Origin of the sequence: Natronoarchaeum sp. GCM10025703, from assembly GCF_042661985.1 — an archaeon.
Taxonomy (GTDB): domain Archaea; phylum Halobacteriota; class Halobacteria; order Halobacteriales; family Natronoarchaeaceae; genus Natranaeroarchaeum.
In genome coordinates, this window is the sequence record NZ_JBHSZF010000002.1 from 180,133 (window position 1) to 205,838 (window position 25,706).

Sequence of the window (25,706 nt, forward strand, 5' to 3'; positions counted from 1 at the left end):
TCCGTAATCACGACCACTTTGAAGTACCCCCGCGCCCTCGGTGACGCACGAATGCGACAATCACCTCACTGCGCCACGTCTCCCGAGGCAGAGCCGTGGAAACTGGGCTCGCAGGAACGCGGGGGCGCAGTCGATGCCTGATCGGGCACTCTCGACGCCGCTTGCCGACAGCTTCGAGCGCTACCTCCAGGACAAGGGGAAAGGCCGCGGTGGCGACGGCGGGAACTACCGGCGCAATGCGGCCCGCGAGCTCGAGCGGTTCGTCGAGTGGGCCGCCGCCGACCGCGGTGAAGACGACTGGACCGGAATCGTCACCGACGACGTCGACCGACGGCCAGCCTTCGATGACCTCGATGAGCGCGTGTTCCGCGGATATGCCCGGCATCTCGCTGGCGACCGGGGGCTCAAACAGAACACTGTACAAACCTATTATCGCTATATCTCTGCCTGGTGTGGCTGGTGTGTCAACGAGGGCTATCTCGAAGCGCACTACGCACAGCGGGCGAGTGCGATGGCGCCACTGCCGGACGACGACGGCCGGAAACCGGGAGATCAACAGGCATGGACCTCGGAACAGCGACATGCGCTCACTAGATACGTCGACGAGCGGGCCCGTGACGCCATCGAGACGTACACGAGACTCCCCGAAGATGCCGACCCCGTCGACAGACAGCGAGCACGATACAAGGCCCTGAAGACGGCCAGGGATCGTGCGCTGGTGTTCGTCCTCGCGTACACGGCGGTCCGCGTCGGCGAACTGCTCCGGGACCCGAACGATCCGCGTCGACGAGGCGTCCGATGGGAGGAGATATCGCTCGACGACGGGAGTATGGACGTCTACCGGAAGAAACAGCAGTGGGATGCCGCAAGCCTGCCCGACCCCGTACTCTCACCACTCCGGAGCTATCGGAAAGTTATGGCTCCGCCGACCGAGCGGTGGCCGGTGTTCCCGACGTTCGACCAGCGGACGCTCGCAACGCTCGTGAAGGACGAACTCGCCGACAGAGGGCTACGTGCGGAAGAAATCGACGAACGCCGTGATGGGCACGCTCGTGACCTGCTGTTAGCACTTGAGGAAGACATTCGTCCGCCGTCAATCACGACGGACGGGGCACGGTCGATTCTCCAGCGACTGTCGGAAGCCACAGAGATGGATATCGACCATCCGAAACACGATTATCTCGCTCCACACGGTGGTCGACGCGGAATGGGCGAGGTCCTCGTCCGCGCGTTCGGCTACACCGTAGCAGCCCGCTATCTCGACAACTCCGAAGAGATGGTTCGGGAGCGCTACTCACACATTGAAGCCGGTGAACTCGGTGACGTCGCTACCGAAGCACTCGACGAGATAGACGGCGGAAAGTAATTGGCCGCGACGGTCTGCTGTGTCGTCATCCAGCCTTCGAGTTCGATATCCCCGGAGACCGGTCCCTCATCCACACGAACAGTTGGGGATAGGCCCAGGGTGACAGAGTGCTGTGCAGGGACAAGTCGGCTCTCACCGACGCCAGCGAACGCTGCTGGTGCTGCGCCCGTGTTCGTTGTGGCATCGGCGATTCGCCTGAGACAACCAGCCAGCCCACCAATGGCCAGGAGGCCACCCGCGGCGAGCAGTTGATGGCGGTTAATGGTGTCATGTGACAGACCATCCGAGAGACCAGTTGGTTTTCGTGAACTCATCTTCAACGTCGGAAGGAGAGACGTAGTATAAGCTTTCTTATGATTTTGAGCAGAGAACGTAGTTTCTGGCGTCTGTACTAATCGTCAAAAAACCGGAATGAGGATCACTCACCCGGTCCGATGTTCTTCTACCACATCCGCCCACGGAATCGGGCCATCCTCCACGATAGTGTCCGGGCTAAGCGCAGGGGACTTCAGGACCTCGGCAGAACTCGGGATGTTCGGATCGAGACCACCGAGAACGCCGGCAATCCCGTTCTCTTCTGCCGGTGGGCGGCCTGTCTCTTCGGTCTCGAGTTCTGGGATCTCTCCTTCGTCCTCAGAGACGACGACCCGATGGACCATCCCGAACGCCTGATGTGGGAGACAGTAGAAGTCGTAAAGGCATTGGCGGTGAGAAGCGGTGCTACCCGTTCTCCTGCCCGACGAGTCAACGGATGCAATATCGCAAAAACGGTTCCTCAGTTCGATTCGGCGGAAGTGGATCTGATGAGTGTCCGTGTTCGGACTGGCGGTGACAACATCAGGGAGTCCACTCTCACCAGTATATTCAAGTCTCCGCCACAGGATATACAAAAGTATGGCCCCCGCGAATAAATACAACATTTCCGGTATTGATTTCGTTGACGATCAGTACACTGTAGAACAGAGCCTAATCCGAAACAAGTACGAAGCACTTGATTCGGCAGGTAACACAGTTCTTAGTGGCAAACAGAAGATGTTCAAGATGAAAGAAGAGTTCCCGTTCGTCGATGCGAACGGGGAGGACGTCTTCTCGGTGAAAGCCGCAGGCATCATCGATGTTGCAGGCGACTACCTACTGATAGACGCACAAACCGAAGCAGAACTCGTTGTTCTTTCTGAACGACTTCTCCATGTTTCAGGATACGTGGACAGTACGTGATGCCGAAACGGGATCCAAACTCGCCGAGATCAACTCTCGCGGAGCAGTAGTAACGGCGTTGCGGGGTTTTCTCCCGCTTGGTTATCTGATCCCGCACAAGTACGAAATCACGGACGCGAACGGTGATCACGTCGGATCGATCAATGGCCAGTTATCGTTCCGAGATCGGTACGAGATTACGATTGACGACGCTACCGATGTTCCAAAGGAACCGATTCTCGCTGCTGCAATGGTGATCGACGCGATCCAAAACAACTAATCAGTTATCCAATAGGGGGAATTATATCGCAGTATTTATTCAGTAGCGCGGCAGAAAGTCAAATAGATATGAACGACTGGTCGGTTATGAATACTGATCTATCTTTTTTGGTCTCGATCGAACATAGCCGAGACGAGCGGGTCTCCGCAGACTGATGGGCAAAGAGCTAGAGCGTGACCTGGGCCTACCTGCAGTGACGGCGATCAGCATCGGCGCGATGGTCGGCAGCGGTATCTTCATTCTGCCGGGACTGGCGATGAAGATGGCCGGTCCGGCGGTCGTGTTCGCGTATTTCCTCGCGGGGGTGCTGGTGTTGCCCGCAGCACTGAGCAAGTCCGAGATGGCGACGGCGATGCCCGAGGCCGGAGGAACCTACCTGTACATCGAGCGCGCGATGGGGCCACTGTTTGGAACCATTGCCGGCGTTGGGACGTGGTTCTCGTTGACGTTCAAAGGGGCGCTGGCACTGGTCGGCGGCGCGCCGTATCTGGTGTTGTTGTTTGATCTGCCAGTGACACCCGTCGCACTCACAGTCGCAGTCCTGTTGATCGTTCTGAATATCGTCGGCGCGAAACAGACCGGTCGGATGCAGGTCGTGATCGTCGCGGTGATGCTTGCAGTAATGGTCTGGTTCATCGTTGTCGGTGCGCCGAACGTCGAGAGCGCCCGCTTCGAGGGCTTTTTCGACAGCGGAATCGAGGGGATTCTCGGTGCGACCGGGTTCGTATTCGTCTCCTATGCCGGCGTCACGAAGATCGCTGCGTCGCCGAGGAGGTCGAGAACCCCGACAGGAACCTCCCGCTGGGCATCCTCGGGTCGCTCGTCATCACCGCGGGGATCTACGTCGCTATCGTAACCGTGATGGTGGGAGTCGCCGAGGAGGCGGCCCTAACCGACACTGAAACACCGATGCAGGTCGCGGCCAGCAACGCGCTGCCTGCAATCGGCGTCGCAGCCGTCGTCGTCGCGGCATTGCTCGCATTGATCAGCACCGCGAACGCGGGGATTCTCTCCTCGTCACGGTACCCGTTCGCGATGAGTCGTGACGGCCTCGCCCCCGACATTTTCGAGGACGTCAGCGACCGATTCGAGACGCCAGTCAACGCGATCACGATCACCGGTGGGGTGTTGCTGGTTCTCATCGCGTTCGTTCCAATCGACGATATCGCCAAACTGGCTAGCGCGTTCAAAATCCTGGTGTTCATCCTGATCAACGTCGCACTGATCGCCTTCCGCCAGGGCTCGATCGAAGCGTACGACCCCAGTTTCAAGTCGCCGCTGTACCCCGTTCCACAGCTAGTTGGGATCATCGGGGGGTCGTCCTCCTCCGGTACATCGGGTTCGTCCCGCTGGTCGGCGCCGTCGTCATTATCGCTGGTTCGATGGCGTGGTACTACCTGTTCGTGTACCGTCAGGGCGGTGTCGGCCGCGAGGGCGCGATGACCGATGCTCTCCGCCGGAGTGTGGGACGAGACGTCGTCGAGAAGACCGAATCCGAAGTCGAAACCGAAGGCAACGAGGTCCTCGTGGCGGTCACCGAACAGACGCCACCCGACATCGAGCGCTCGCTGATCGACCTCGCCGTGGATTTAGCGCGAACCAGAGAGGGCGGTGTCCGGGTCGCCCAGTTCGACGAGGCCCCCGACCAGACGCCGCTCCCCCAGTCGGCCTCGAATCTCACCGAAGCAGATCAAGCATTCGAGGCCAGATTGGCCGACCGAGCGACCGACTCCGAGATACCGATCCGGTACGGCGAGGTCGTCAGCCACGATACCCGGCATGCCATCGTCAACTATGCTGCAGATGTCAACGCCGATACCCTGATCATCGAGCGCTCGACCGAGTTCGAAACGCTGCTCGGCAGCGACGCCGACTGGATCGAAGAACACGCCCCCTGTAACGTTATCGAGGTCTCGAATCTCGAACACGACACAGTCGAGCGCATCGGCGTCGTCACCGACGAGGGACCGTTCGACCCTGCGAAAGTCGACCTGGCCGACACGCTTGCTACCGCCGTCGGTGCGACGGTTACCTTCTACTTCCCCGTCGGCGCGGACCCGCCCGAGAGTCGGCGGAACACTACCGAGGATTATCTCTCTGAACTGGTAGAGCTTTGTGAAGCCCCGGTCGAGACCCAGGTCGTCGAGGCGGATACCGACGACGTGATCGACCTTGCGGCCACCGACTCCGACGTCCTCGTCGTCAGCGGCAGTCAGCGCGCTCTCACGGACCGACTGTTCGGTCGCAGTTCGAGCCTGGTGACGGCTGGGACAGAGCACGGCACTCTGGTCGTGTACGACGCAAGCCAGCCGGGACCGCTCCGTCAGGCAGTCGAGCGGCGACTGTTCTAGGTCCCTACGTATACCTTCGTGCGGGGCAGTCATGATGGGTCCAAACTGGATCGTGTAAGATGCGTTGGACCGCCAATGGTAGCGGTTCGGGCTATGCATCGATCAGCAGTCCTGCCGTGATGGAGCAACCGGGTAAATCGAGAGACGGAGTGTGACGGTCTTACACGCTCGCGGCACCCCTAATAACCGATAGGGCGAAACCTGAAAGAAGCGACCTCAATGACCCCTTCTTTTGAGTCACCCGAGTGGGAGGGTACGACGGGTTCAGTTGTATCTGTGGCCGGTCAGAGTTCCCAGCCCATAGCCGGGACACGAGGGGTCGCTGTGTTGAGCACGCATGCCAGTAAAGAAACCACGGCGAGTCTGAACGCAGTTCGGGTGTTAAGACACGAACCCCTCTGGATCCATACCGAAAACGTCATTCGGTGGACCGAAGACGGCAGCGTCCGGTTCTCACCGCTCGTCGACATCGACCGCTGTCTGAACAGTTGGTGGGGTTCCACTACCGTTGGTACCCGACTAACCTTTCCCAGTGCTACGCCCATGAACAGACGAACCACTCTGGAGCACCTCGCCCGGATGACGGACGCTGAGCGAGAGGAAACGACGACCATCGATACGCTCGTAGCCGCGCTCGATACGGACAGACGTGCCGTCGAAGTACATTTAGCCGGGTTAGAGGCCTGCGAGCTGGCTCGAATCGACCCGGACGGCACTGCGAGAGTGACGGTCACCGGTGAAGAGTTCTTGCAACTCGATACCGAGGAGGCGATAATCGTCGACTCCGGACCTCCGTGCTCGGAGAAATGAGGGGGCTGAATTTATTGGGAGGCCACCTTTTTGTTCAACTAACGGGGAGAGATTGCCAATGTCTGAAAACGAACCGAGCCAATCGGGAGAGGACGTCGACGAAGTGCAGTACGATCCGGCGTCCAGCCGATACGATATATTCTGAATGCCCCGACTGCGACAACGTGGTGCTTGCACTCGGCCGCGACGAACCGCCGATGTCCTGTCACGACGAACCGATGGAACGCGTGACCGATGTAGAAATGAGTGTCAAACCGCCCGACGTGAGACAGGTGCTTCTGGAGGCGTTCGGCCTTCCAAAGGCAGGCCTCGATATCTGCCTGTGTGTCATCGGCGAAGGGCCAGTGTCGGCGAACGAGGTGGCTGACTCTCTGGGATACGATCGGAGTACGATCACCCGATATCTCAATAAACTCGTGGATCTGGGTCTACTTCGGCAATCCGAACTGAACCGTGAGGGTGGAGGTGTCGTCAACGTGTATCACTCGGTCGACCTCGAGCGGATGCGACGCGAGACCCTGATCGGGTTCTACGTCTGGGCAGGGGAAGCCGCCACACTCATCGAGGAGGCAAACCTGACCAAGCAGAACTATCTCGAAGAGAACCCCGACCGGGAACTGCCGGACGTGTTCTGGGACTCGTTTCCTGACGAGTAGGCGCACTACGGCGCTTGTGAAGTACCTCGGTGGCAAGTGGTTCGAGACCCGGAGCGTCTCGTCATCACGGAAATCGTAGATTTCCGTACGATCCCGAGGCACTCGCCTCGAACTGCCTGTAGATGTCTTAGCGACGTCTCGACGACGTTTAAAGAGAGGTAGTTAGCTACAGACAGTTGGCCTCGGCGGGATCCACCGAGACGGCGAAGATGAGCGGACCCCACGGAATCGAGACGCCGAGGTCAGGCGATGTTAGGGACGTCTCTCTCCATCGACCTCCGGAACTATCTCCCCGTCTCCGCACCACACGCTTTGCAGTAGGCAACGACCGCACCCTTGTCGTCAGTCCGTTCCAGGCGGTTGTCCGTTTCGGCCTCGTAGTCCGGGCAGAGACGGAGTGTACGCTGTTCACCGTATTCGAGCGGTGCACCGAGAGCGAGCGCGCGGACGCGTTCGTCGCCACGGTTCCAGCCGCGCTGGAACTCGCCGGGGGCGAATCGAATAAAAACGTAACGAGCAATCAAATCCGTGATTTTCTCCATCAGATACGTGTGCAGGTAGAGAGACAGGTGACGGTCCTGTGGGAGCGTGCATCTGGCCATAATGCGAATAGGATCGAACGATTCTTCGAGAGATACGAGCGGCTGGGCGAAAGCCGTTTATTTGTTGTAGCTGTCAGGGATCAGTACGACGCCGTGGAAATCGAAGAGTTCTGTGACGAACTCCTCGATCTGACCGAAGTCCGGATGCAGTGCCATTGCGGGGAGGTAAATATCGGTGTCGCTGAGCTGCGTCTCATTCTCTATCGTCTCTTTCATAACGACTAGTAGTTGCAGACCTGTATGCTTAGGTGCTAGCGCGTATTATTACGGGTGTTTAAGTGCGAATATAGGTCGTGATTATTCACTATATTTATCAATTTTTACAGAAGAATACCTCGGGTATTGACCCCGAGTATTCACTCAGATGTAACAATCTACACCAGGAACCAGCAGGGCGAACGGATAGTCTAAGATACCTGTCGGGATAAACAAGATGAGAGGGCTTCAACTTGACTTGACCAGTATCAGTCCGGTACTCTGAACGACAACCGTGTGCTTATAATACGAGAAAGTAACGCAACCACCCGGACAACTGCCTTTGGCATCGTTCTCGAACAGTACGTTTAATCCATCAGGGTTGATACTCTGACCAATGGGCGGCAGTGACTCTCGGTCTGCTCCAGTATAATCGGCAACAGCACTGACAACCGCTTCACTGATTCTTTGTTCACTGTCGAATCGTAGCGTGTAATGATCTTCGCTGACACCCCCTCGTGTGTTGATACCATGCATACTTCCAATACCGCTCATTAATACATGTCTGTGCGGCATATACCACATATATTTAAGTCTGCAAAGCCTTCTGATCCTCACATAATGCGATGCTGGGAGAACAGCCTCGTCCCAGCGTACAATACAGGCCCTCATAACGAGACACTGGCTGACGAATACACTGTCAATAGGAGAAACACAAGCAATATTGGAACACTCAATACAATGTTTCGCGGAGCTATCCACCCTGTAACCGAGGGAAGCCTCTGTCTCGAAGAGTCGATACGAACGGGATACGTTCGGTCGTAACATTAGAATATGACCAATACAACTGCATCAACACCTGATTCGACCGGCAGACAATTGAACCTCGAAATCAAAAACATTGGCGGAGTCTCTCATGCCCAGTTCTCACTGTCTTCGGGAGTGACGCTCTTTTCGGGAGAGAACGCCTCGAACAAGTCCTCTACGCTCCGTGCACTGGCCGGTGTGCTCGGAGGGCCACTCCCACCGCTGAAAAGTGACGCTGACACCGGCTCTGTCCGTATGAACGTAGGCGATGATAAATATTATCTCGATTTGACCCGAAAGGACGGTAAGGTTGTTGTCAGCGAATCTCGGGTCTACTCGGGGAAAGGCGATCTCTGTGAACTTTTCATGGCGCTGACCGAAATAAACCCGATCCGACAGGCCGTCCTTGCCGGAGACGACCTATCCGAACTGTTGATGCAGCCGATCGATACAGATGAGATAGAGGCCGAGATCCGACACCTGACCGAGGAAAAAGAGTCGCTCGACGACCGACTCGACGACCTCGACAAAATGGAAAACAGAGTCCCGGGGCTCCTGGCACGGCGAGATAGTATTCAAAAAGAAATTGAAGACGTTTCTGACTCTCTCGAGGAAACTCGGACGGAAATAGAGGAGTTCAGAATCCGAAATTGATCAGACAGACGAAGATACAGTAGCAATAAGTCCGAAACGAAACAAAAGAAGAGAAATTAAGCGACGGATCCGGAAAAACGAGTCCGCCGTCGAATCACTGACTGAGCAACTCAAACGAACCGAGGAAAAGCTGGATTCGATAGAAGTGACCGAGAACGGCGTCGATATCGACGAACTCGGTGAGGAGATTGAGAGACTCCATCATCAGAAACAACAACTCACCTCGACGATTAACACCCTCAGCCCGATTGCGGAGATGAACTCTCAGATACTCAACGAGGAGGACGATGTGCCAGCAGCGATGAAATCTGACGATATTGTTTCCGAACTCGACCCTGCCTCCCAGTCGGTTACGTGTTGGACGTGTGGTAGTTCGGTCGAACGGGCACAGATTGCGGATCAGGTCGAGACAGTCCAGGAGATCATGCGAGAGAAACGCAGTGAGCGAGATGCTCTCACGGAACGTATCCAGAAGAAGACAACAAGAAAGCAAGAACTTGAGTCGGAACGTACCGAGCGAGAGGATCTTCGCAAACAGCGGGCAGACGTTTCTACCGAGATAGAGACACGACGAGAGACACTCTCAGAACTCCGTCAGCACCGCCGGACACTGGAGGACGAAATCAGCGAGCTGCTAGAACAACATGGCAAAGAAACGGACCGGGAAGCCAGATTGAGCGAGCTTTACGATGAGATCAGCGATCTCGAATACGAACGCGGGCAGCTGTCGAACGATCTGGAACGTGTTGAAGAGGAGATATCCGAGATCAAGACAGCGCTGTCCACCCGAGAGACGGTCGAGAACGACCGTAAATCGGTTGCCGAAGAGCTCAGAGAACAGCGCGAGCGTATCGATCAGACCGAACAGGAGCTCGTCTCCACGTTCAATGAGATGATGCAACGTGTCCTCGATAGGCTCGAGTATAACGCGATCGAGCGTATCTGGATCGAGCGTCGCTCGTCCGGCACGCGGATGTCCGCAGAGTCCGAGTTCGAACTGCATCTCGTCAGAACGACTGATGAGGGCCGGGCTTACAAGGACACCGTTGACAGCCTCAGTAAGAGTGAGCGAGAGGTGATCGGTCTCGTTGTCGCGCTAGCGGGCTATCTCGTCCACGATGTCGGCGAGCACATCCCGTTCGTCATCGTCGACGCGATCGAAATGTTCGATGCTGACCGGATCCAGGGACTATTAGAACACTTCAATCAACACGCTGAATTCGTTATTACGGCGGTGTTGCCCGAAGAGCAGAACGAACTCGACGGACTGTACGACTCGATTTCGACAGCCGCTCTCGGAGCAGATTAGCTTTCTTTAGGCTGTCGACTCTCGGACTGGCACGAGCATCCCCCCGTTCTAGCAGCTTCGAGAAAGGATACTCGTCGCCGCATTCCGAGCAGCCGACACGGAGACTGAGTGTGACTGTTGGTGCCGGGATTGTCAACGACCCGCCCGTCTCCAGCCGGGCTATCATCTGGTGCGCGACCGACTCTGTTCGAGAGATGAGTTTGAACACCGTGTTCTGGGCATCACTGACGGTGAGCGTGGTGTCCCGAGCCGTGTCCACCTCCAGACAGTCATTGAGATGTGTTCGTATCGTCTGATAGCTCACGAAGTCCCCCGTGAGTTCCGCGGGGTCGAGTCCGTTCTGCCTGAGGCGCGATTCGACGTCGATACGCTCCCCTGGACTCACCTCGTCGTCAGTCAGGAGCCGGTATACGTTCGGTATTTCGCCGTCGAGAGTTTCTTGACCCGTCGCTTTCATCGCTGCTTGGAGGACGGCCTGATTGTAGTACGTTTCGAGGTCACGCAAACTGTCCCCGTCGTTTCGACGTTTCTGGAGTCGTTCATCTATCTCTGCCAGTTCCCATTTATTCGAAATCCGATCGACCTTACAGATGGGATCCGACTCCGCTGTCATCGTACCAGTAATATAGAACCTATGGTAATGAACGCACCGTCATTGATCCGACGCTGGGGACTTCCGAAAAGGCAAACTGTATATATAATTCTAAATAGCCAGAGTACAAAATGCCCTGTAACCCTAGCATGACAGACGCTATCCCAGCACGGCAGCATGCCCTCATCTACTCGTAACAATCACTAAGTTGGAATATCCATAATGTCTATTACAGCAAAAGTTCATATCGAGCACGATCGGCTCGCCCTTGTTCCGACACTGACCTCTCTCAGTGATGTCAATATTCGTGTCATAACGCAAGGGAATACCGATCCCGGTTCGACCAAGTTTCCATTCCTCATCGAGTACGACGATCAGGAGGAGTTAGAGGAGATGCTGGACGACGATCCGACGGTCGAAACGTACGACCTCGTCGACTGGACTGAACAGCAAGGAATCTACTATGTCGAGCACAGTCCGGAGACGGAACTGATCAGTACAGTCGTCACCGACGTCGGTGGATTCCTCGTCAATACCGAGACGAAAGGAAGTGGGTGGCTCGTCCATCTGTTACTACCGGACAGAGACGCACTCAACACTATCTGGGAGTATACCACCGAGAAGGACATTTCGCTCGATATTATCGAAATATACGGGAATACCGACACGGACGGGATGGAATCGTACGGGCTGACAGACGAACAGCGGGACGCGTTACAGATCGCGTACGCCCACGGCTACTTCGACGAGCCACGCAGTATCAAACTCAACGAGGCCGCTGACGAAATGGGATTGTCGTCGACAGCGATGAGCGGTCGTCTTCGTCGTGGGATCCGAAATCTCATTTCGACGACCATCGCTGAAGAAGAGACAGAGGAGTGAGACTGTCTCTCATAGCTATCATCGAAATAGTTGTTTTTCAGTAGGGTATAGTTCTCCATTGACGCATAGCCGATGGTCACTCACCGCGTTTTGACTTCTTCTCTTTATACACCGGTCGAAGTGCGGATATGTCCTTACTATATCCCAGCCAGACGCTCAGCACTGAGGCAACGAGGATGAGATACACTGGTAAAAGGCTGATAAGAATGTAACCGATGATTGGCAGCGAAATCAGACCACTCCAGTACAGTATTCCCAGTACAACACCTCCGGCAGCCAGACTAGCGAGAATCCCCAAACGAAACGCCTGGTCGGCTGCAGGACCGGGAGAGGTTTTGATTTTGTCCATACGAAATCTACACGCCCGAGACGAATAAATAGCGCGAGAGACGGACTACCACTGTACAACTGGGTAGCTTCGTTTGTTTGATTCACGAGACGAACGCGAACGATTTGGCCGTGGGTGAAGCGCTGCGTTTTCAAGTGTTAAATGCCCGAAAGCGCCCGCCTCAGTGGTAGTATCGACCAGATCGAATTAGGTTTTGTGGAAGCGAGGCCACGCCGGAACTGCTGATGGAGCTCGGTATTCAGCTCCGTCTTGACATATTATCAGTTTCAAATACTATCTTAGTACTTGAATTATTTGGTATCAAACACGCTCGATCGACCGTATATAAGTGGGTTCACAAGACAGATCTACAGCCCGAAGAGGGCCAGAATCCGGATCACGGTGCAGTTGATGGAACCGTGATCCGATTCAATGGACAGCAGTACTGGCTGTACGCTGCTGTTGACCTGAAAATCGACGAATTACTCTATTTACAGCCTAATCCGACCACTACAACCGTTCTCGCTCAATGGTTTCTTGCCACGCTGCGGGAGAAGCACGACGTTGACGACGCGGTGTTCCTCGTCTATAGCGCGACCTCACTCCAAACAGCCTGTTCACGACACAGCCTCTATTTTAGATACGAAAGTCAAGTAAATCGGACCAGTGTAGAACATATATTTTTTGAAGTAAAACAACAAAACTTTTTGTTTAGTAATATTTTTAGCCACGCCGAAGTTGAAACTGCTGACTACTGGTTCAGATCGTTCGTTTTCGCGTAGAACCAGCTTATCTGAACACGACCGTATCTACAGCCTGAAGACTGTGACATTGCGCTGGTCCTCCTGCAATGATGATTTGTGGCGATCACAACTTGTCGGATATCATCGGCCCGTTCGCAGTCAGAAACCTCCCCTGTGATAAATGCCAGAAGTGATCCACAGTATCTTTTATTATGATTTCCTATCTCGTCTTATAGGCATGACCGGAAATCAGGACCATCCCAATTATCCTAATGTCGACCAGTCAGATCGGAAAGTCCCACGCAATCTGCGCCAGACCGGTGACCCGGACATCGAGATGCTTGTCTCGACCCGCGTTCGGAAATCGCCGTTCTTCCACAAGTCCTTCAACGAGGAGGGTGCGTGGCGCGCCACCGTCTACAACCGACTCTATCACCCGCGCGGTCTCATCGAACCCGAAGACGGCGGTGTAATGAAGGAGTACGATGCGCTGACCAACGCTGTCACGCTCTGGGATGTCGCTGTCGAACGCCAGATCCGTGTCAAAGGACCTGACGCCGAGGCACTCACGAACTACGTCGTCACGCGTGATGTCAGTGAAATGGACGCGATGGACGGCAAGTACGTCATCCTCTGTAACGAGGATGGCGGCGTGCTGAACGACCCCGTTCTCCTGCGACCCGAAGAGGACGAATTCTGGTTCTCCATTTCGGACTCAACGCTGATGCAGTGGCTGCAGGGCGTCAACGTCGACAACGAGTTCGACGTCGAGATTGACGAGATCGATGTCGCTCCGATGCAGATTCAGGGCCCAAAGTCCGAGGACGTCATGGTCGATGTCGTCGGCGACAAGGTGAAGGACGTGCCGTATTACGGCCTGATGGACGCCGAAATCAACGGTGCCGACGTACTTATCAGCCAGACCGGGTTCTCCGGCGAGGCTGGCTTCGAAATCTACGTCAAGGACGCACACGAGACCGCCGAGCAGGTCTGGGATCCCGTTATGGAGACGGTCAAGGACCACGGTGGTCGACAGATCGCACCGGGCCACCACCGCCGTATCGCTGCGGGGATCATGTCCTGGGGCCAGGACCTCGATCACGAAACGTCCCCATTCCAGGTCAACCTCGGCTATCACGTTCCTGACGAAAAGGATGCCGATTACATCGGTAAAGAGGTGCTCGAAGAGCAGAAAGAGCAGATCAAAAACGGCGAGTACCCATTCACGCACAAGCTTATTGGGCTCAAGATCGCTGGCGATCCGATCCGCGACTACGCACCGGACTTCTGGCTCATCTCCGATCCGGAAACGGGCGAAGAGTGTGGCTACCTCACCTCGCCGTGGTGGAACCCGGACCTGGGCACAAACATCGGCATGGGCTTCGTGCCGGCCGACATGATCCAGGAAGTCACCGATACGCCGCTCAACGACGAGGTCTACGACGAGGAGTTGGACCTCGAGTTCCAGGTTCACCTCCCCGACGAGTACTCCGAGGAGCCTGGCGAGCCGACGTTCGCGACGGCCGCCAAGGTGCCGTTCAAGGAGTCCGTCAACCCGAGCGCGCGTGAACAGGCGAAGCTGAACGCACGGAAGGAAGCAGAGGCCAACCAGAACGGCGACTGATCGACGTCACGGCGTCTGTCCCAGTTGGTTTTTTGCGATATCTTTTTTGATCGTCGATAACGGGTTGACACACAAACAGACAGCCGTCAGCCGACCAGACCGCAATTGTGCTCCCCAGAAAAACCGACGATCACCGGCACGATAGCTATATTCTGAGATGTGCCGGTGGGTCGACGGCCTCGAGCTGTTCGAGCAGTCCGAGTCGATCCTCTTCGATCCATATCTCCGCGATCTCGTCATCTTCGATACGGTACTGGACCATGCCGGACCACTCGGCTTTGTGTTGGGTCGGTTCGATATCCTCGAACTCAGCGGTTTGGGTTCCAGATGCCGTGTATCGGACAGTGACAATGTTGTCTTCGGCGATCATTGCCTCAGTAGATCCTGAATAATCCGGAAACACGTCGAAGTGAGAGCGGTGGAGTTCGACGACTTCCTCCGGCCCGTGATGGGTATCGTGGATGCCATGCTCGACGACATCGTCTGCGAGATGCTCTTTGAGCGCCTCCTCGTCCTGGTCATTGAAAGCGGCCAGATAGTTCTGAACTGTTTGCTTGGCGTCGTCTTTCTGTACTGACATCGTATCACCTGATTTGAACACTCCGGTCCCCGTCCTGTCGCTGTGACGAGACCGAAGGTCGGTTTTAAATGATACAGCCGATATTGTTAATCGTTTCCATAGATGCAAATTGCTTTCACTTTCGACCAAGCCACCGCAGATGGTCCCTGCAACATCGTCCCGAGTCGTCGGTAGTCTCGCTAGCCGTCACCATTTTTCCATCGCGGGTTCCTATCTGATCGACGTGATATCGAACGCGTTGCTCACCGTATGGTGTCATATCAAATAATCGGCTGATTGTGTTGGGGCAAAGGTGTTTTTATTCCTCATCACGAGACTAGTTGTGATGACACAAGACCCCTGCTACAACTGTCCGATGTGCGGCGCTGTATTGAGCTACCAGACGACAAAACATACTGGCTGCCCGCAGTGTGGTTTCATTCCGTCCCACAGTGCTGATTAGCGATCTGTCCTTCGGAGGTATCTGTAGTTCGGACTCCTGACTCTCGATACGTTATAGCGCCGGCAGTTAGTTCGTGACGACAGCGTCACCTGAGTGACGACGTTCGGCACACAGTGACGATCAGTCGTATGGAACGACGAAGCCGGCTTTGTAAATTTGAATCGGACTGTCTCTCTTCTGACTGGACGGAGTGAATCCTCACTCCGTTAGTTCGTTCCAGCGATCGACGCCGGCCTCCGCAACCTCTTGATCCTGCGCAACTGCGCCGCCAGAGACGCCGATCGTCCCGACGATTTCGCCGTCGCGCTCGAGTGGGTAGCCGCCACCGAAAATGACGATCCGCCCCTCGTCTGTCGTCTGCAGACCATACAGCGAGTTGCCCGGTTCGGATGGTTCGGCCAGCTCGTGGGTCGGTGTCTCCAGCGCCGCAGCCGTGTAGGCCTTGTTCCGCGAGATGCTCACGGATGCGAGCCAGGCGCCGTCCATGCGATGCTGTGCTACGAGGTTCCCCTCGCTGTTCGCTACCGTGAGGACCATCGGATTGTCGATCTCTTCCGCCTTTGTTGCTGCCGCCTCGATCAGTTCTGTCGCTCTCGAAAGCGAGATGGACTCGACCATGCAGCTAGTGGACCGTAGACAGATGATAAAAAACCTTGTTCGGGCGTGAACCGGCAGCCCGTACGCCTATTAGTGACCTGATCAACGCCGATGAAAACGCCGTTTCTGATGGACGAATCCGGCGTGAAGAGCACAGCTCTCCCGGTGTGTGACACGGGACGGACCGACTGGCGTCTGTGGTACTGTACAAGAGTCGGTGATTCTGATATGACGATATCCGTATCATTTGCAATCTGGGACCAGGTGTGGCACAGTACGTGACTCCAGCCCAGGTGCGATTCATTCTATCCAAAATCGGTATTCCTGGAAACGGTTACATCCCGACTCCGAGCGATTCGTCCGTCGTCGACCGGCTCTCTTCTCCATCCATCGCCCCACAGAGTGCTCGGACAGCGTCGACACTCTCCGGAACGACATCCGCCTGCTGGTGGATCGCTTGGAAGAACGAGAGGCGCCCGTCACTCACATCGATCGAGTCGGCCCAGACACAGTTCTCCCAGACGTCGCCCCGCCGCCGGCCGGTATCGAGGACGTACTCCTGAATCTCCGCACAGCTCTGACAGCCTGACGCGGTGCTGATGAGCTCGATACGGTTTTCGTCGTTAAGTAGCTCTCTGACCGTCGCTGCTGTCGGGTCGGCTTCCAGTGACACGGTCACACTGTGGAGGTGCATCAGTGTGGCCGGGACGGTGACGCCTTTCGTCGTTACGTCGAGATCCGGCATAATCGCCTGGAGATCCGGTGCGTGATGTGACGGAACACCGATTGGATCCGGTAGGATGTCGTTGATGGGCCCCCGGTCGGTCTGGGTCGGATCGCCCCCCGTCTGATGAGTGTCGCATCGAGAGACTGGACACCGTACTGTTCCCGCAGCGGCGTTACTGCTCTCGCCAGCCCTGTCGTGTTACACGAGACGACCCGTGTTGCCGTGCTGTTGAGAGAGTCACTGTAGTTGGTCCGAGCGTTGAAACTGTGGGGCGCAACATCCGGGTCTTCCCCACCCTGGTAGACGACGCTCGTATCGTGCTCTTTGTACAGGTCGCGGTATGTCTCGCCAACGCCGGAGGGCGTCGCATCGACGACGACATCGCCTGCGGCGACCAGTTCGGAGAATGAGCCAGCGACCGGAATCCCGCGCTGCTCGAACTCGTCTGTCCGATCCGGGTCTGCCGGGTACAGATCGTACCCTATCTCGGTGGCAGCACGGGCTTCGTGGTTCGGTGATCGCTTGCTGACACCAACAACCCGCATGTCCGGCTGGGCCGACACGGCGTCGGCAACCCGTTTTCCGATCGTCCCGTAGCCGTTTACGCCGACTGTCATCATGATATCAGCACACTCCGTCCCGTGCCGTACCGAGCGTTCTTGACGGCCCGGGACATTGCTTCAGTCGGGAAGACCCCTGGGTTATCGACGCGCAAGCGATCCTTCGCGGCTGGACTGTGTCAGGTACCGTCATCAGCCGATATTTTCGGTGTCTTCGTAATAAACAGCCGGTACGATACCCGATCTGATTGTCAAACTATGTGTTGAAAAACTGTGTTTCAGGGTGTCTCTGTTGGCTCTGGGGGAAATACTCATTAACAGGTCCGCGGTACTCCACGGTAATGACGGTAGCCTGGTTCGAGGCGGTCAACGCCGACGACGTTGATATTGTCGGTGGGAAAGCGGCTTCGCTCGGAGAACTATCATCACATGGATTACCGATTCCTCACGGGTTCAGCGTCAGGGCTGACTCGTACCGAAAGTTCATCGACGAATCCGGACTCGGACCGGAACTGTTCGAGGCCGTCGACGTCGATACCGAAGACTCGCGCGCGCTGGCCGAGGCCGAACAGCAGGCCCGCGAACTCATATTGGAAGCCGACTGGCCCGACGGTATGCGAACATCGATCCTTGCAGCGTTCGACGATCTGGAAGGTGATCCAGTCGTCGCGGTCCGCTCGTCGGCAACCGCCGAGGATCTGCCCGACGCATCGTTTGCCGGGCAGCAGGATACGTACCTGAACGTCGGGCGCGAGGATTTGCTCGACAAAATAAAGCAATGCTGGGCGTCGCTGTTCACACAGCGAGCGATCTACTATCGCGTCGAACAGGGGTTCGACCACGAGACGGTCGATATCGCCGTCGTCGTCCAGCGAATGGTCGACGCTGACAAGTCCGGCGTCATGTTTACTAGTCACCCATCGACGGGTGAACCGGAACTGACAGTCGAAGCCGCGTGGGGACTGGGCGAAGCTGTCGTTTCCGGTGCTGTCTCGCCGGATCATTACACCTACGACCGGCAACAGAACGCGGTCAATAATGTCACTATCTCGACAAAGAAGGTGATGTGTGTCAAGAACGAGTCTGGAGAGACTGTCGAACGGCCGGTCCCCGACGAGAAGCGAGACGAACGGGTGCTCTCTGATGAAGAGCTCCACTCGCTCAACGATATCGGCGAACTTGTCGAGGAACAGTACGACCAACCACAGGATGTCGAGTGGGCGATATGTGATGGCGACATCTACCTCCTGCAGTCCCGGCCGATCACGACGATCAGCGACTCTTCCGACCGCACTGACACCAAGACCGGCGAGACGGCTGATGGGTCGCTCGTCGATGGAGTCGGCGCAAGCCCCAGTTCTGGAACCGGTACCGTCCGCGTCGTCGGCTCGCTGGATCAACTGGACAAGGTCAAAGACGGCGATATCGTGGTGACGGAAATGACGACCCCGGACATGGTACCCGCGATGAAACGGGCCGGTGGCCTGGTCACCGACGAAGGTGGGATGACGAGCCATGCTGCCATCATCTCCAGGGAACTCGGCGTGCCGGCAGTGGTCGGTTGCGAAAACGCGACATCTGTCCTGACCGACGACCAAAGAGTCACTATCGACGGCGATAGAGGCGTCGTGAGGGACCCTACAACAGAACCAGCACAGGACGATACGAGCGAAGGTGCTGAGACACCGTCTCCGCCCACCCAGAACCGTGGTCCGAAGCCGATGACAGCGACGGAAATCAAGGTAAACGTCTCCATCCCAGAGGCAGCAGAGCGGGCGGCTACGACCGGCGCTGACGGCGTCGGCCTGTTGCGGATGGAACACATGGTCCTGTCGACCGGTGAGACGCCGGAGCACTACGTGGCCCAGCATGGCGAGGAGGCGTTCGTCAACTCTCTCAGCGACGCGATGCGTACGGTCGCCGACGAGTTCTACCCCCGACCAGTACGTGTTCGGACGCTGACGCACCGACGGACGAGTTCCGACAGCTCGAGGGGGCGAATCCGAACCGGCCGAGCATAACCCGATGCTCGGCTACCGTGGCATCAGACGCTCGCTCGACGAACCAGCGACGTTCAAACTCCAGCTTGAGGCTTTCAAATCCCTCTACGAGAGGGGGTACAACAACATCGAAATCCTGCTACCGCTGGTCAACGACGCCGAGGACGTCTACCGGGCCAAAGCACTGATGGAGGCGGTCGGGATCGATCCGAACAAGCGACCATGGGGTGTGATGATCGAGACGCCTGCGAGCGCACTTAGCAGCGACGCCATCTGTAAGGCGGGGATCGACTTCGTCTCCTTCGGCACGAACGACCTCACCCAGTATACCCTCGCTGTCGACCGCAACAACAGTACAGTGGCCGGCCGGTACGACGCGCTCCATCCATCGGTCCTGCAGTTGATGACGGACACGATCGAGACGTGTCGATCCCACGATGTTGCGACCAGCATCTGTGGACAGGCGGCCTCTCAGCCCAGAATGATTGAGACCCTCGTCGACGCGGGAATCACGTCAATGAGCGTCAACATCGATGCGGTCCACGACACCCAGCAGAAAGCAAAGCGAGTTGAACAGCAACACATTCTCGACTCGGTTCGGTAGTGAACCGAACGTATGAGTGGCTCCAACGGCACACCTGAACCGTGGCCAGGCACACACAGTCGGGGGACCAAGACGGTTCACCAGTAACAGTCGGGAGCGTCATCGATTCGCTGCCGGCCGGTCGCTTCCAGCGACGTCTACTCCTCGTCACTGGCGGTATCTGGGCCAGCGTCGCGCTGTCTATTCTCGTTATTTCGTTTACGATCCCCGTTCACGTGGCAGTGTGGGGACTCTCGCCAGTCGAGGCAGGAATTCTCGGCAGTGGGACGCTCTTTGGTATGATCTTTGGAGCCAGCCTCGGTGGTAGGTACAGTGATCGACACGGTCGAAAACGGACGCTGGTTGTCGCAGTCGCACTGTTTACGAGCTGTACCGCATTGACGGGACTGGCGACCGGACTCCGCTCGGCCATCCTGTTGCGAATCCTGACCGGGATCGGCGTCGGGGCCTCGGTCACTGTGACTGCAACGTACCTCTCTGAACACGTCCCGACCCAGTGGCGCGGGCGGTATCTCGCGTATCTGGAAGGGTTTTTCGCGCTTGGCAACCTCGCGACGGTCCTCCTGGCGGCGGCCATACTCCCGGCTGGAGCCACCGATGCGACAGTATTCGGCATCGCAGCATGGCGCGTCACCTTCGTCGCTGCCGGTGCGCCGATAGTCTTCGTCGGACTAATCCACACACAACTTTCGGAGTCGCCGTACTACCTCGCACGGACCGGCGACCGTTCCGGCGCCAGCGATCGTCTGGCCGCTATCGCGGCCGAAAACGGACACACGTTCGATATCGAGCCCGAACAGTTAGCCGCGGGTGACCCGGAAAAGGCGTCGTTTCGACGCCTATTTCGTCCGGAGTTTCTTGGACGGACGGTACTCATTTCCGTAGTCTGGTCGGGGTTGAATCTCGGCTACTACGGCGTGTTCATCTGGCTGCCGGACACGGTCCAGGCAGCCGGGTATGTCGGCGGGCTGTACGTCTATCTCACGGTGGTCGGGGTGTTCCAGTTACTGGGTGTCCTGACAGCGTCGACGCTCGTCGATCGACTCGGTCGAAAGCGCGTCCTCGCCGGATCCTTCTCGCTCTCGGGACTCTCGACAGGACTGTTCACGCTCGCGCTCCCCGGCGTCGATGTGGGTCTCGGTATTAACGGTACTGTGCCGCTCTTGTCCGGTCTCTTTGCGACCGGGTTCTTTATTTTCGCGTCGTTCGCGGTCATCTTCGGATATACGACGGAACTGTTCCCCACGGGCATTCGATCATCCGGACTCGGCTTTGCCAGTGGTCTCGGCAAGATCGCTGCCGTCGCCGGGCCGATCCTAGCTGGATGGCTCGTCCCGTTCGGATACGCCGTCGCGCTTGCACCCTTCGCCGTGGCGTTGCTGGCGACAGGCCTGCTAGCCGGGCTGTTCGGTCCCGAGACGATGGGTGAAACACTCGAGTAACACTCTGATTGTTCTCGCCATCCAGAGATGCTGTGTCCGAAAACCGACGGCTATGATTGTGGCGAGACTGTCGGTGTGAGCGCGATTACAAGATATACCAGATCGGTCATATCGAGCTATCAATGGTGATCCCTTCGAGGGACCAAAACATCAAAAGAGCCGCTCTCCGATGTCCTGTGCATGGCAACGCAAGAGCAGCCACTCGTCAAAGATGTCATGTCTCGACCCCTGATCACCATTCCAGCTGAGATGTCACTGGTAGATGCGGCCGAAAAGATGCGCGAACACGACATCAGTGCGCTCCTCGTAACGACAGCACCACCATCGCTCATCACCAGTACTGACATTCTGAATGCGATCGCACAGGGAAAAAGCCCGTCTGAAGTCGTCGTGGGCGACGTCATGACGGAATCCGTTGAGTCCATTCCGCCCGACCTGCGCCTCCAGCAGACGGCAGCGATGATGGAGACGTTCCAGATCAGTCACCTCCCTGTCATCGACGACGATTACATCGGGATGGTCTCTTCGACGGATCTCACTAACGCGTTCTGGTAGACGGTTTCGGGGGTTGTTAACCTGTTTCAGTCGTCGGATTTCAGAACTCCTCCAGAGATGATAACGACGGTATGCACGACAGCCACGGCAGAATCCGGGCTACTCGTACAGTGTATACTCGTCGGTGAGTTCGTCGACGCGGTCGCTCACGCCACTGAGGACAGTTTCGTCGTGCGGTGCATCGACGACATCACAGATGAGATCGGCGACCTCTCGACAGGCTTCCTCGCCGAAGCCGCGGGTCGTGAGTCCCGGCGTGCCGGCGCGGATGCCTGAGGGGTTGAACGCCGAGCGAGTCTCGCCGGGCACCGTGTTCGCGTTCAAAACGATCCCTGTCTCTTCGAGCGCCTCCTCGACGTCCTTGCCGGTCGTGTCCGGATGGGATGGCCGGAGGTCGATCAAAACGAGGTGGTTATCGGTCCCGCCCGAAACGAGTGTCAGGCCACGCTCTTGCAGTCGGTCACCCAGCGCCGCCGCGTTGTCGACGGTCTGCTGGGCGTACCTTTCGAATGCGGGATCGAGTGCCTCACCGAAACCGACAGCCTTGCCGGCGACGCAGTGCATCGCCGGACCGCCCTGCGTACCGGGGAAGACGGCGCTGTCGATTTCGTCGGCGTGGTCGTCGCCACACATGATGATGCCACCACGACCGGCACGGATCGTCTTGTGTGTCGAGCCAGTGATGAAGTCCGCGACGCCGACGGGCGACTCGTGGACGTCGGCAGCGACGAGTCCAGTGATGTGTGCAATGTCCGCGAGGTGGTACGCACCGACGGCGTCAGCGGCGTCCTGAATACGACCGAAATCGACCTCGCGGGGATATGCGGAGTAGCCCGAGATGATGATGTCGGGCTCGAAGGTCTCGGCGGTCTCCCGCAGGCCCTCGTAGTCGATGTAGCCGGTCTCTTCGTCGACCTTGTACTGCTCGACATCGTACACCTGACCAGCGAAGTTCGCCGGGTGGCCGTGTGACAGGTGGCCGCCATGGGTCAGATCCAGCGAGAGGATCTTGTCGCCGGGATCGAGTGCGGCCAGGTACACGCCCATGTTTGCCTGTGAACCGGAGTGTGGCTGGACGTTGACGTGGTCGGCCCCCCACAGTTCTTTCGCGCGATCGATCGCCAGCTGTTCGACGTCGTCGGCGAACTCACAGCCGCCGTAATAGCGTTCGCCGGGATAGCCCTCGGCGTAGTTGTTCGTCAGTTCGGAGCTCTGGGCCTCCAGAACCGCCTCAGTGACGTGGTTCTCGCTTGCAATCATCGCTAGCGTGTCGTTCTGGCGGTTTCGTTCCCCTTCGAGCGCGTCGGCAACTGCTGGATCTGTATCGCGGACTGTCTCGTACGTCATACCCGTGGTACGGGTTCCGGTGTCAATAGTCTGTCCTCTGGCAGAACGTGTCGGGCGAGCGACGTATTGCAATTAACCCAGACGCGACGATTGCAGGACAATCGACAGGTGAACTCCGCCAGCGACGACCGAGCAGGTGCGCCGACGTAGTCGCTGGGCTCTCACGAACACCGGAGAACTGCAGGAATAGCAGTGAGGCGTGTCTGGGACAGTAGCAGCATGCAGTACAAACGAAGGCGTGCCCACGGTGGCGCCGTCAGGAATCGAGTCGGTCGTGCCGCCACGACTCGGTGTCCGGCGTCTGATTGAACGTGTAGATGTGGATGCCGCTGATGTTGTAGTACTCGTCGTCGACATGGGGTGCGAGACCGTCAATGAGGTCGTCGGGCTTGTACGTTCCGCGCGAGCCGACGAGCTGTTTCACGAATCCGAGAATTCCGGTCGTCTTTCGGAGGAACTTGATGGAGTCGCCGACCCCGACCTTCTGTGAGATCTGCATCAGCCGCTTGTACTTCATGACGCCGGGGATGCCGATCTCGACCGGGAGATCGACGCCACGGTCACGAATGGTTTCGATCCACTCCAGCACGGCGTCCGGGTCGTAACAGAGTTGCGTGACGATGTACGTCGCGTACGGCGTCTTCTTGTCCATCGACTCTGCCAGTGTCTTCTCGTCGAGGAAGTCGTGACCCTCGGGATAGCCCGTAATGCCGACTTCTTCGAAGGAGTACTCCATCTCGTCGAGTGCGGTCAACAGGTCGTATGCCGATTCTGAACTCACCCGCTGGTTCTTCACGATCACCGCCGGGGACGAAGATGTCGGTGATACCGGCCTCCGTGAGCCGTCGGGCGATCTCTTCGAGTTGCGCCCGGTCCTCGACGTACCGTGCCGCGATGTGCGGGACGACGTCGAATCCCATCTCGGCTGCATCTTCACTCCGATCGACGGTCCTCTCGATACCCAGTTGTGGCGACGTGGTGATCGCGATCGTCGCGCCGTCGGGCAGGTGCTGGATTTCGTCGTCGAAGCTCTCGAACGGCATCAGTTCGAACCGTGTATTGGCAAGGAGCGTCTGAACGCCACTGTGATCAGATGTGGCCCGTTTACCTAAAGACATGATTTATCGAATTATAGGGATATGTATACTTCCGTCTGTGGGTGGGTTACCGAACCCATTTAAATACACTATCGATCATCGGATGTATCAGTGTGTGGCCTCCTGGATTCGTTCGACCACCTGCTCGTAGGTGACTGACCATTCCGGATCGTCCGCGAGCGGTCGCAAGACGAGACTCAGGAGGTTGAGTTCCTCGAGGATAGCCCGGGTCTGGTCCCGGTTGAGTCCGAGGGTCTGCGTGACCTCGTACACTGTGACGGAGTCGATTACGGCACCGGCGACCTCTTCGAGATGCACGTCCTCGGGAAGGCCGAGACCGTCGGTCACGAGCTTTTCGTCGGGTATCTGTTCCACTGACTCCGGTTCGTCGGTCTGGGCCGACACGGTACCGGCAGCAGTTGTCTGCTGCTCGTGTTCTCCCGCGGATTCCGCTGATTCGTCTGTCGAGGACGTCTCGTTGTCGACTGCTGGCGACACTTCGTCGCTCGTATCGTACGTGTCGGGGTCGTGGATATCGGCTTCGATCATGTAGCGCCTGACGGTCTCCGAAGAGACATCCATCTGGATGTGTCGGCTCATCTCGGTAAAGTTGTCACAGCTATCGTAGAGCGCCTGGAGGTACTTTGTGTCCTCGTATGGCGGGACAGTGGCGTCACGCACCGCGGCGAACTCATCTGCGGTGTTTCCGGAAGCTGCAGCAGTCTTTTGCCGACTGACATCGTCCGGATCGGCTCGCTCGAGTTGTTCGGCGAAACTGATGGTCGATTCCTCGTCAGTACTACCCTCCGCTTCTTCGGCAGCTGCCGTCGCGGACTGAGGATCGTCATCTACTGTCCCCTCGTCGACATCGACCGGTCCTGTCGATACGGTTTCCGTTGGGTCGATCGTCACCCTGACAGTCAGCGAGAATCCCTCGTCGGTAACCCGAACGTCTTCTACGGTCGTCGAGACTGCGTCCTCATCTGTCGACGGGAGCTCAGGCAGTGAAAGGTCTACCTGGAGTCCGCCGTCATCGGTCAGTGCTGCGGCCTCCGGACTGAGCTCTCGCTCTCCTGCCGGTGAGCAGAGTGTGAGCGGAACGTCTAGCGTGGCATCGAGCACCCCTGCCTCGTCATCAACTGTTGCGACTTCGAGATGCTGGATCGAGTGACCCTCAGATTCGTACTGGTCGATTAGTTCCGAGAATAGTTGGAACGTCCTATGTACTCCCATGTTATAATAGCCCATGATACCTTATGTCATAGAAATACGTGAGGAATGCCAAACCCATTTAAGTACTACCACCGCATGAGGGGTGGCGATTTTGAGCTACCGACTTCGGTCCAGTCTTGACACCCT

At 57.2% G+C, this 25,706-nt stretch carries 18 protein-coding genes and 7 pseudogenes; 13 read left to right on the plus strand and 12 right to left on the minus strand.

Going from position 1 to position 25,706, the window contains the following annotated elements:
* Positions 1–133 precede the first annotated feature (133 nt).
* Positions 134–1,366, plus strand: a complete 1,233-nt coding sequence (locus ACFQH2_RS18040; protein ID WP_377050548.1) for a phage integrase SAM-like domain-containing protein — start codon at positions 134–136, stop codon at positions 1,364–1,366.
* Positions 1,367–1,788: 422 nt separating this feature from the next.
* Here the strand turns inward: ACFQH2_RS18040 and ACFQH2_RS18045 are convergent, their stop codons facing one another.
* Positions 1,789–2,286, minus strand: coding sequence for a plastocyanin/azurin family copper-binding protein (locus tag ACFQH2_RS18045; RefSeq protein WP_377050550.1), 498 nt, complete (start codon positions 2,284–2,286; stop codon positions 1,789–1,791).
* Here ACFQH2_RS18045 and ACFQH2_RS18050 point away from each other — a divergent pair.
* The 4 genes and pseudogenes from ACFQH2_RS18050 to ACFQH2_RS18065 all read left to right on the plus strand — a co-directional run bounded on the left by ACFQH2_RS18050 (position 2,261) and on the right by ACFQH2_RS18065 (position 6,660).
* A pseudogene (locus ACFQH2_RS18050) lies at positions 2,261–2,843 on the plus strand (LURP-one-related/scramblase family protein). The gene ACFQH2_RS18045 and the pseudogene ACFQH2_RS18050 sit on opposite strands and share 26 nt — an antisense overlap.
* 154 nt (positions 2,844–2,997) lie before the next feature.
* Positions 2,998–5,194, plus strand: a pseudogene (locus tag ACFQH2_RS18055) (amino acid permease).
* A gap of 543 nt (positions 5,195–5,737) precedes the next feature.
* On the plus strand, positions 5,738–6,004 hold the full coding sequence (locus tag ACFQH2_RS18060) for a hypothetical protein (protein WP_377050556.1): 267 nt from the start codon (positions 5,738–5,740) through the stop codon (positions 6,002–6,004).
* Between the two features lie 58 nt (positions 6,005–6,062).
* Positions 6,063–6,660, plus strand: a pseudogene (locus tag ACFQH2_RS18065) (helix-turn-helix domain-containing protein).
* Positions 6,661–6,944: 284 nt separating this feature from the next.
* Here ACFQH2_RS18065 and ACFQH2_RS18070 read toward each other — a convergent pair.
* From ACFQH2_RS18070 to ACFQH2_RS18080, 3 genes are all read right to left on the minus strand, one after another.
* Positions 6,945–7,262: a hypothetical protein gene (locus ACFQH2_RS18070; protein ID WP_377077077.1), complete on the minus strand. Its 318-nt coding sequence runs from the start codon at positions 7,260–7,262 to the stop codon at positions 6,945–6,947.
* A gap of 57 nt (positions 7,263–7,319) precedes the next feature.
* Positions 7,320–7,478, minus strand: coding sequence for a hypothetical protein (locus ACFQH2_RS18075; protein WP_377050562.1), 159 nt, complete (start codon positions 7,476–7,478; stop codon positions 7,320–7,322).
* A gap of 228 nt (positions 7,479–7,706) precedes the next feature.
* The gene (locus ACFQH2_RS18080) at positions 7,707–8,285 is read right to left on the minus strand and encodes a HalOD1 output domain-containing protein (RefSeq protein ID WP_377077078.1); all 579 of its coding nucleotides are present in this window, start codon (positions 8,283–8,285) and stop codon (positions 7,707–7,709) included.
* Between the two features lie 6 nt (positions 8,286–8,291).
* Here ACFQH2_RS18080 and ACFQH2_RS18085 point away from each other — a divergent pair, with 6 nt between their 5' ends.
* Both ACFQH2_RS18085 and ACFQH2_RS18090 read left to right on the plus strand, forming a co-directional pair.
* Positions 8,292–8,918, plus strand: a complete 627-nt coding sequence (locus ACFQH2_RS18085; protein WP_377077079.1) for an ATP-binding protein — start codon at positions 8,292–8,294, stop codon at positions 8,916–8,918.
* Positions 8,919–8,973: 55 nt separating this feature from the next.
* A complete protein-coding gene (locus tag ACFQH2_RS18090) occupies positions 8,974–10,227 on the plus strand; it encodes an archaea-specific SMC-related protein (RefSeq protein ID WP_377077125.1) in 1,254 nt (417 codons plus the stop codon).
* Here the strand turns inward: ACFQH2_RS18090 and rdfA are convergent.
* Positions 10,145–10,840 (minus strand): rod-determining factor RdfA, encoded by a 696-nt coding sequence (gene rdfA, locus ACFQH2_RS18095; protein ID WP_377077080.1) that lies wholly within the window; start codon positions 10,838–10,840, stop codon positions 10,145–10,147. The genes ACFQH2_RS18090 and rdfA overlap by 83 nt on opposite strands.
* Positions 10,841–11,041: 201 nt before the next feature.
* Between rdfA and ACFQH2_RS18100 the strand changes: the two genes are divergently transcribed.
* Positions 11,042–11,701, plus strand: a complete 660-nt coding sequence (locus tag ACFQH2_RS18100; RefSeq protein WP_377050570.1) for a helix-turn-helix domain-containing protein — start codon at positions 11,042–11,044, stop codon at positions 11,699–11,701.
* A gap of 76 nt (positions 11,702–11,777) precedes the next feature.
* Here the strand turns inward: ACFQH2_RS18100 and ACFQH2_RS18105 are convergent, their stop codons facing one another.
* Entirely contained in the window at positions 11,778–12,050 is a 273-nt protein-coding gene (locus tag ACFQH2_RS18105; RefSeq protein WP_377050572.1) for a hypothetical protein, read from the minus strand.
* 141 nt (positions 12,051–12,191) lie between these two features.
* Here ACFQH2_RS18105 and ACFQH2_RS18110 point away from each other — a divergent pair.
* Positions 12,192–12,811, plus strand: a pseudogene (locus ACFQH2_RS18110) (IS6 family transposase).
* Between the two features lie 199 nt (positions 12,812–13,010).
* Positions 13,011–14,396: an aminomethyl transferase family protein gene (locus ACFQH2_RS18115; protein WP_377050574.1), complete on the plus strand. Its 1,386-nt coding sequence runs from the start codon at positions 13,011–13,013 to the stop codon at positions 14,394–14,396.
* A 145-nt stretch (positions 14,397–14,541) separates the two neighbouring features.
* Here ACFQH2_RS18115 and ACFQH2_RS18120 read toward each other — a convergent pair whose 3' ends face one another.
* The 3 genes and pseudogenes from ACFQH2_RS18120 to ACFQH2_RS18130 form a co-directional block, all read right to left on the minus strand.
* Positions 14,542–14,976 (minus strand): ester cyclase, encoded by a 435-nt coding sequence (locus tag ACFQH2_RS18120; RefSeq protein WP_377077081.1) that lies wholly within the window; start codon positions 14,974–14,976, stop codon positions 14,542–14,544.
* A 640-nt stretch (positions 14,977–15,616) separates the two neighbouring features.
* On the minus strand, positions 15,617–16,036 hold the full coding sequence (locus tag ACFQH2_RS18125) for a GlcG/HbpS family heme-binding protein (RefSeq protein WP_377050578.1): 420 nt from the start codon (positions 16,034–16,036) through the stop codon (positions 15,617–15,619).
* A 313-nt stretch (positions 16,037–16,349) separates the two neighbouring features.
* Positions 16,350–17,362: pseudogene (locus tag ACFQH2_RS18130) on the minus strand (type II glyceraldehyde-3-phosphate dehydrogenase).
* Positions 17,363–17,643: 281 nt separating this feature from the next.
* On the opposite strand from ACFQH2_RS18130, the pseudogene ppsA reads away from it, so the two are divergent.
* From ppsA to ACFQH2_RS18145, 3 genes and pseudogenes are all read left to right on the plus strand, one after another.
* Positions 17,644–19,906, plus strand: a pseudogene (ppsA, locus tag ACFQH2_RS18135) (phosphoenolpyruvate synthase).
* Positions 19,907–19,947: 41 nt separating this feature from the next.
* Positions 19,948–21,348, plus strand: a complete 1,401-nt coding sequence (locus tag ACFQH2_RS18140) for an MFS transporter (protein ID WP_377077082.1) — start codon at positions 19,948–19,950, stop codon at positions 21,346–21,348.
* Between the two features lie 180 nt (positions 21,349–21,528).
* Positions 21,529–21,903: a cyclic nucleotide-binding/CBS domain-containing protein gene (locus tag ACFQH2_RS18145; protein WP_377050586.1), complete on the plus strand. Its 375-nt coding sequence runs from the start codon at positions 21,529–21,531 to the stop codon at positions 21,901–21,903.
* 99 nt (positions 21,904–22,002) lie between these two features.
* Here the strand turns inward: ACFQH2_RS18145 and glyA are convergent, their stop codons facing one another.
* The 3 genes and pseudogenes from glyA to ACFQH2_RS18160 form a co-directional block, all read right to left on the minus strand.
* Positions 22,003–23,250, minus strand: a complete 1,248-nt coding sequence (gene glyA / locus ACFQH2_RS18150) for a serine hydroxymethyltransferase (protein ID WP_377050588.1) — start codon at positions 23,248–23,250, stop codon at positions 22,003–22,005.
* A 256-nt stretch (positions 23,251–23,506) separates the two neighbouring features.
* Positions 23,507–24,368 (minus strand): annotated as a pseudogene (locus tag ACFQH2_RS18155) (methylenetetrahydrofolate reductase).
* Between the two features lie 87 nt (positions 24,369–24,455).
* Positions 24,456–25,580: a hypothetical protein gene (locus ACFQH2_RS18160; protein ID WP_377050592.1), complete on the minus strand. Its 1,125-nt coding sequence runs from the start codon at positions 25,578–25,580 to the stop codon at positions 24,456–24,458.
* Between the last annotated feature and the right edge of the window lie 126 nt (positions 25,581–25,706).

Bases quoted from the DNA above. Each gene is read 5' to 3' on its own strand.
- ACFQH2_RS18040 (WP_377050548.1), top strand. From the start codon at position 134: ATGCCTGATCGGGCACTCTCGACGCCGCTTGCCGACAGCTTCGAGCGC.
- ACFQH2_RS18045 (WP_377050550.1), bottom strand. From the start codon at position 2,286: ATGTTGTATTTATTCGCGGGGGCCATACTTTTGTATATCCTGTGGCGG.
- ACFQH2_RS18060 (WP_377050556.1), top strand. From the start codon at position 5,738: ATGAACAGACGAACCACTCTGGAGCACCTCGCCCGGATGACGGACGCT.
- ACFQH2_RS18070 (WP_377077077.1), bottom strand. From the start codon at position 7,262: ATGGCCAGATGCACGCTCCCACAGGACCGTCACCTGTCTCTCTACCTG.
- ACFQH2_RS18075 (WP_377050562.1), bottom strand. From the start codon at position 7,478: ATGAAAGAGACGATAGAGAATGAGACGCAGCTCAGCGACACCGATATT.
- ACFQH2_RS18080 (WP_377077078.1), bottom strand. From the start codon at position 8,285: ATGTTACGACCGAACGTATCCCGTTCGTATCGACTCTTCGAGACAGAG.
- ACFQH2_RS18085 (WP_377077079.1), top strand. From the start codon at position 8,292: ATGACCAATACAACTGCATCAACACCTGATTCGACCGGCAGACAATTG.
- rdfA (WP_377077080.1), bottom strand. From the start codon at position 10,840: ATGACAGCGGAGTCGGATCCCATCTGTAAGGTCGATCGGATTTCGAAT.
- ACFQH2_RS18100 (WP_377050570.1), top strand. From the start codon at position 11,042: ATGTCTATTACAGCAAAAGTTCATATCGAGCACGATCGGCTCGCCCTT.
- ACFQH2_RS18105 (WP_377050572.1), bottom strand. From the start codon at position 12,050: ATGGACAAAATCAAAACCTCTCCCGGTCCTGCAGCCGACCAGGCGTTT.
- ACFQH2_RS18115 (WP_377050574.1), top strand. From the start codon at position 13,011: ATGACCGGAAATCAGGACCATCCCAATTATCCTAATGTCGACCAGTCA.
- ACFQH2_RS18120 (WP_377077081.1), bottom strand. From the start codon at position 14,976: ATGTCAGTACAGAAAGACGACGCCAAGCAAACAGTTCAGAACTATCTG.
- ACFQH2_RS18125 (WP_377050578.1), bottom strand. From the start codon at position 16,036: ATGGTCGAGTCCATCTCGCTTTCGAGAGCGACAGAACTGATCGAGGCG.
- ACFQH2_RS18145 (WP_377050586.1), top strand. From the start codon at position 21,529: ATGGCAACGCAAGAGCAGCCACTCGTCAAAGATGTCATGTCTCGACCC.
- glyA (WP_377050588.1), bottom strand. From the start codon at position 23,250: ATGACGTACGAGACAGTCCGCGATACAGATCCAGCAGTTGCCGACGCG.
- ACFQH2_RS18160 (WP_377050592.1), bottom strand. From the start codon at position 25,580: ATGGGAGTACATAGGACGTTCCAACTATTCTCGGAACTAATCGACCAG.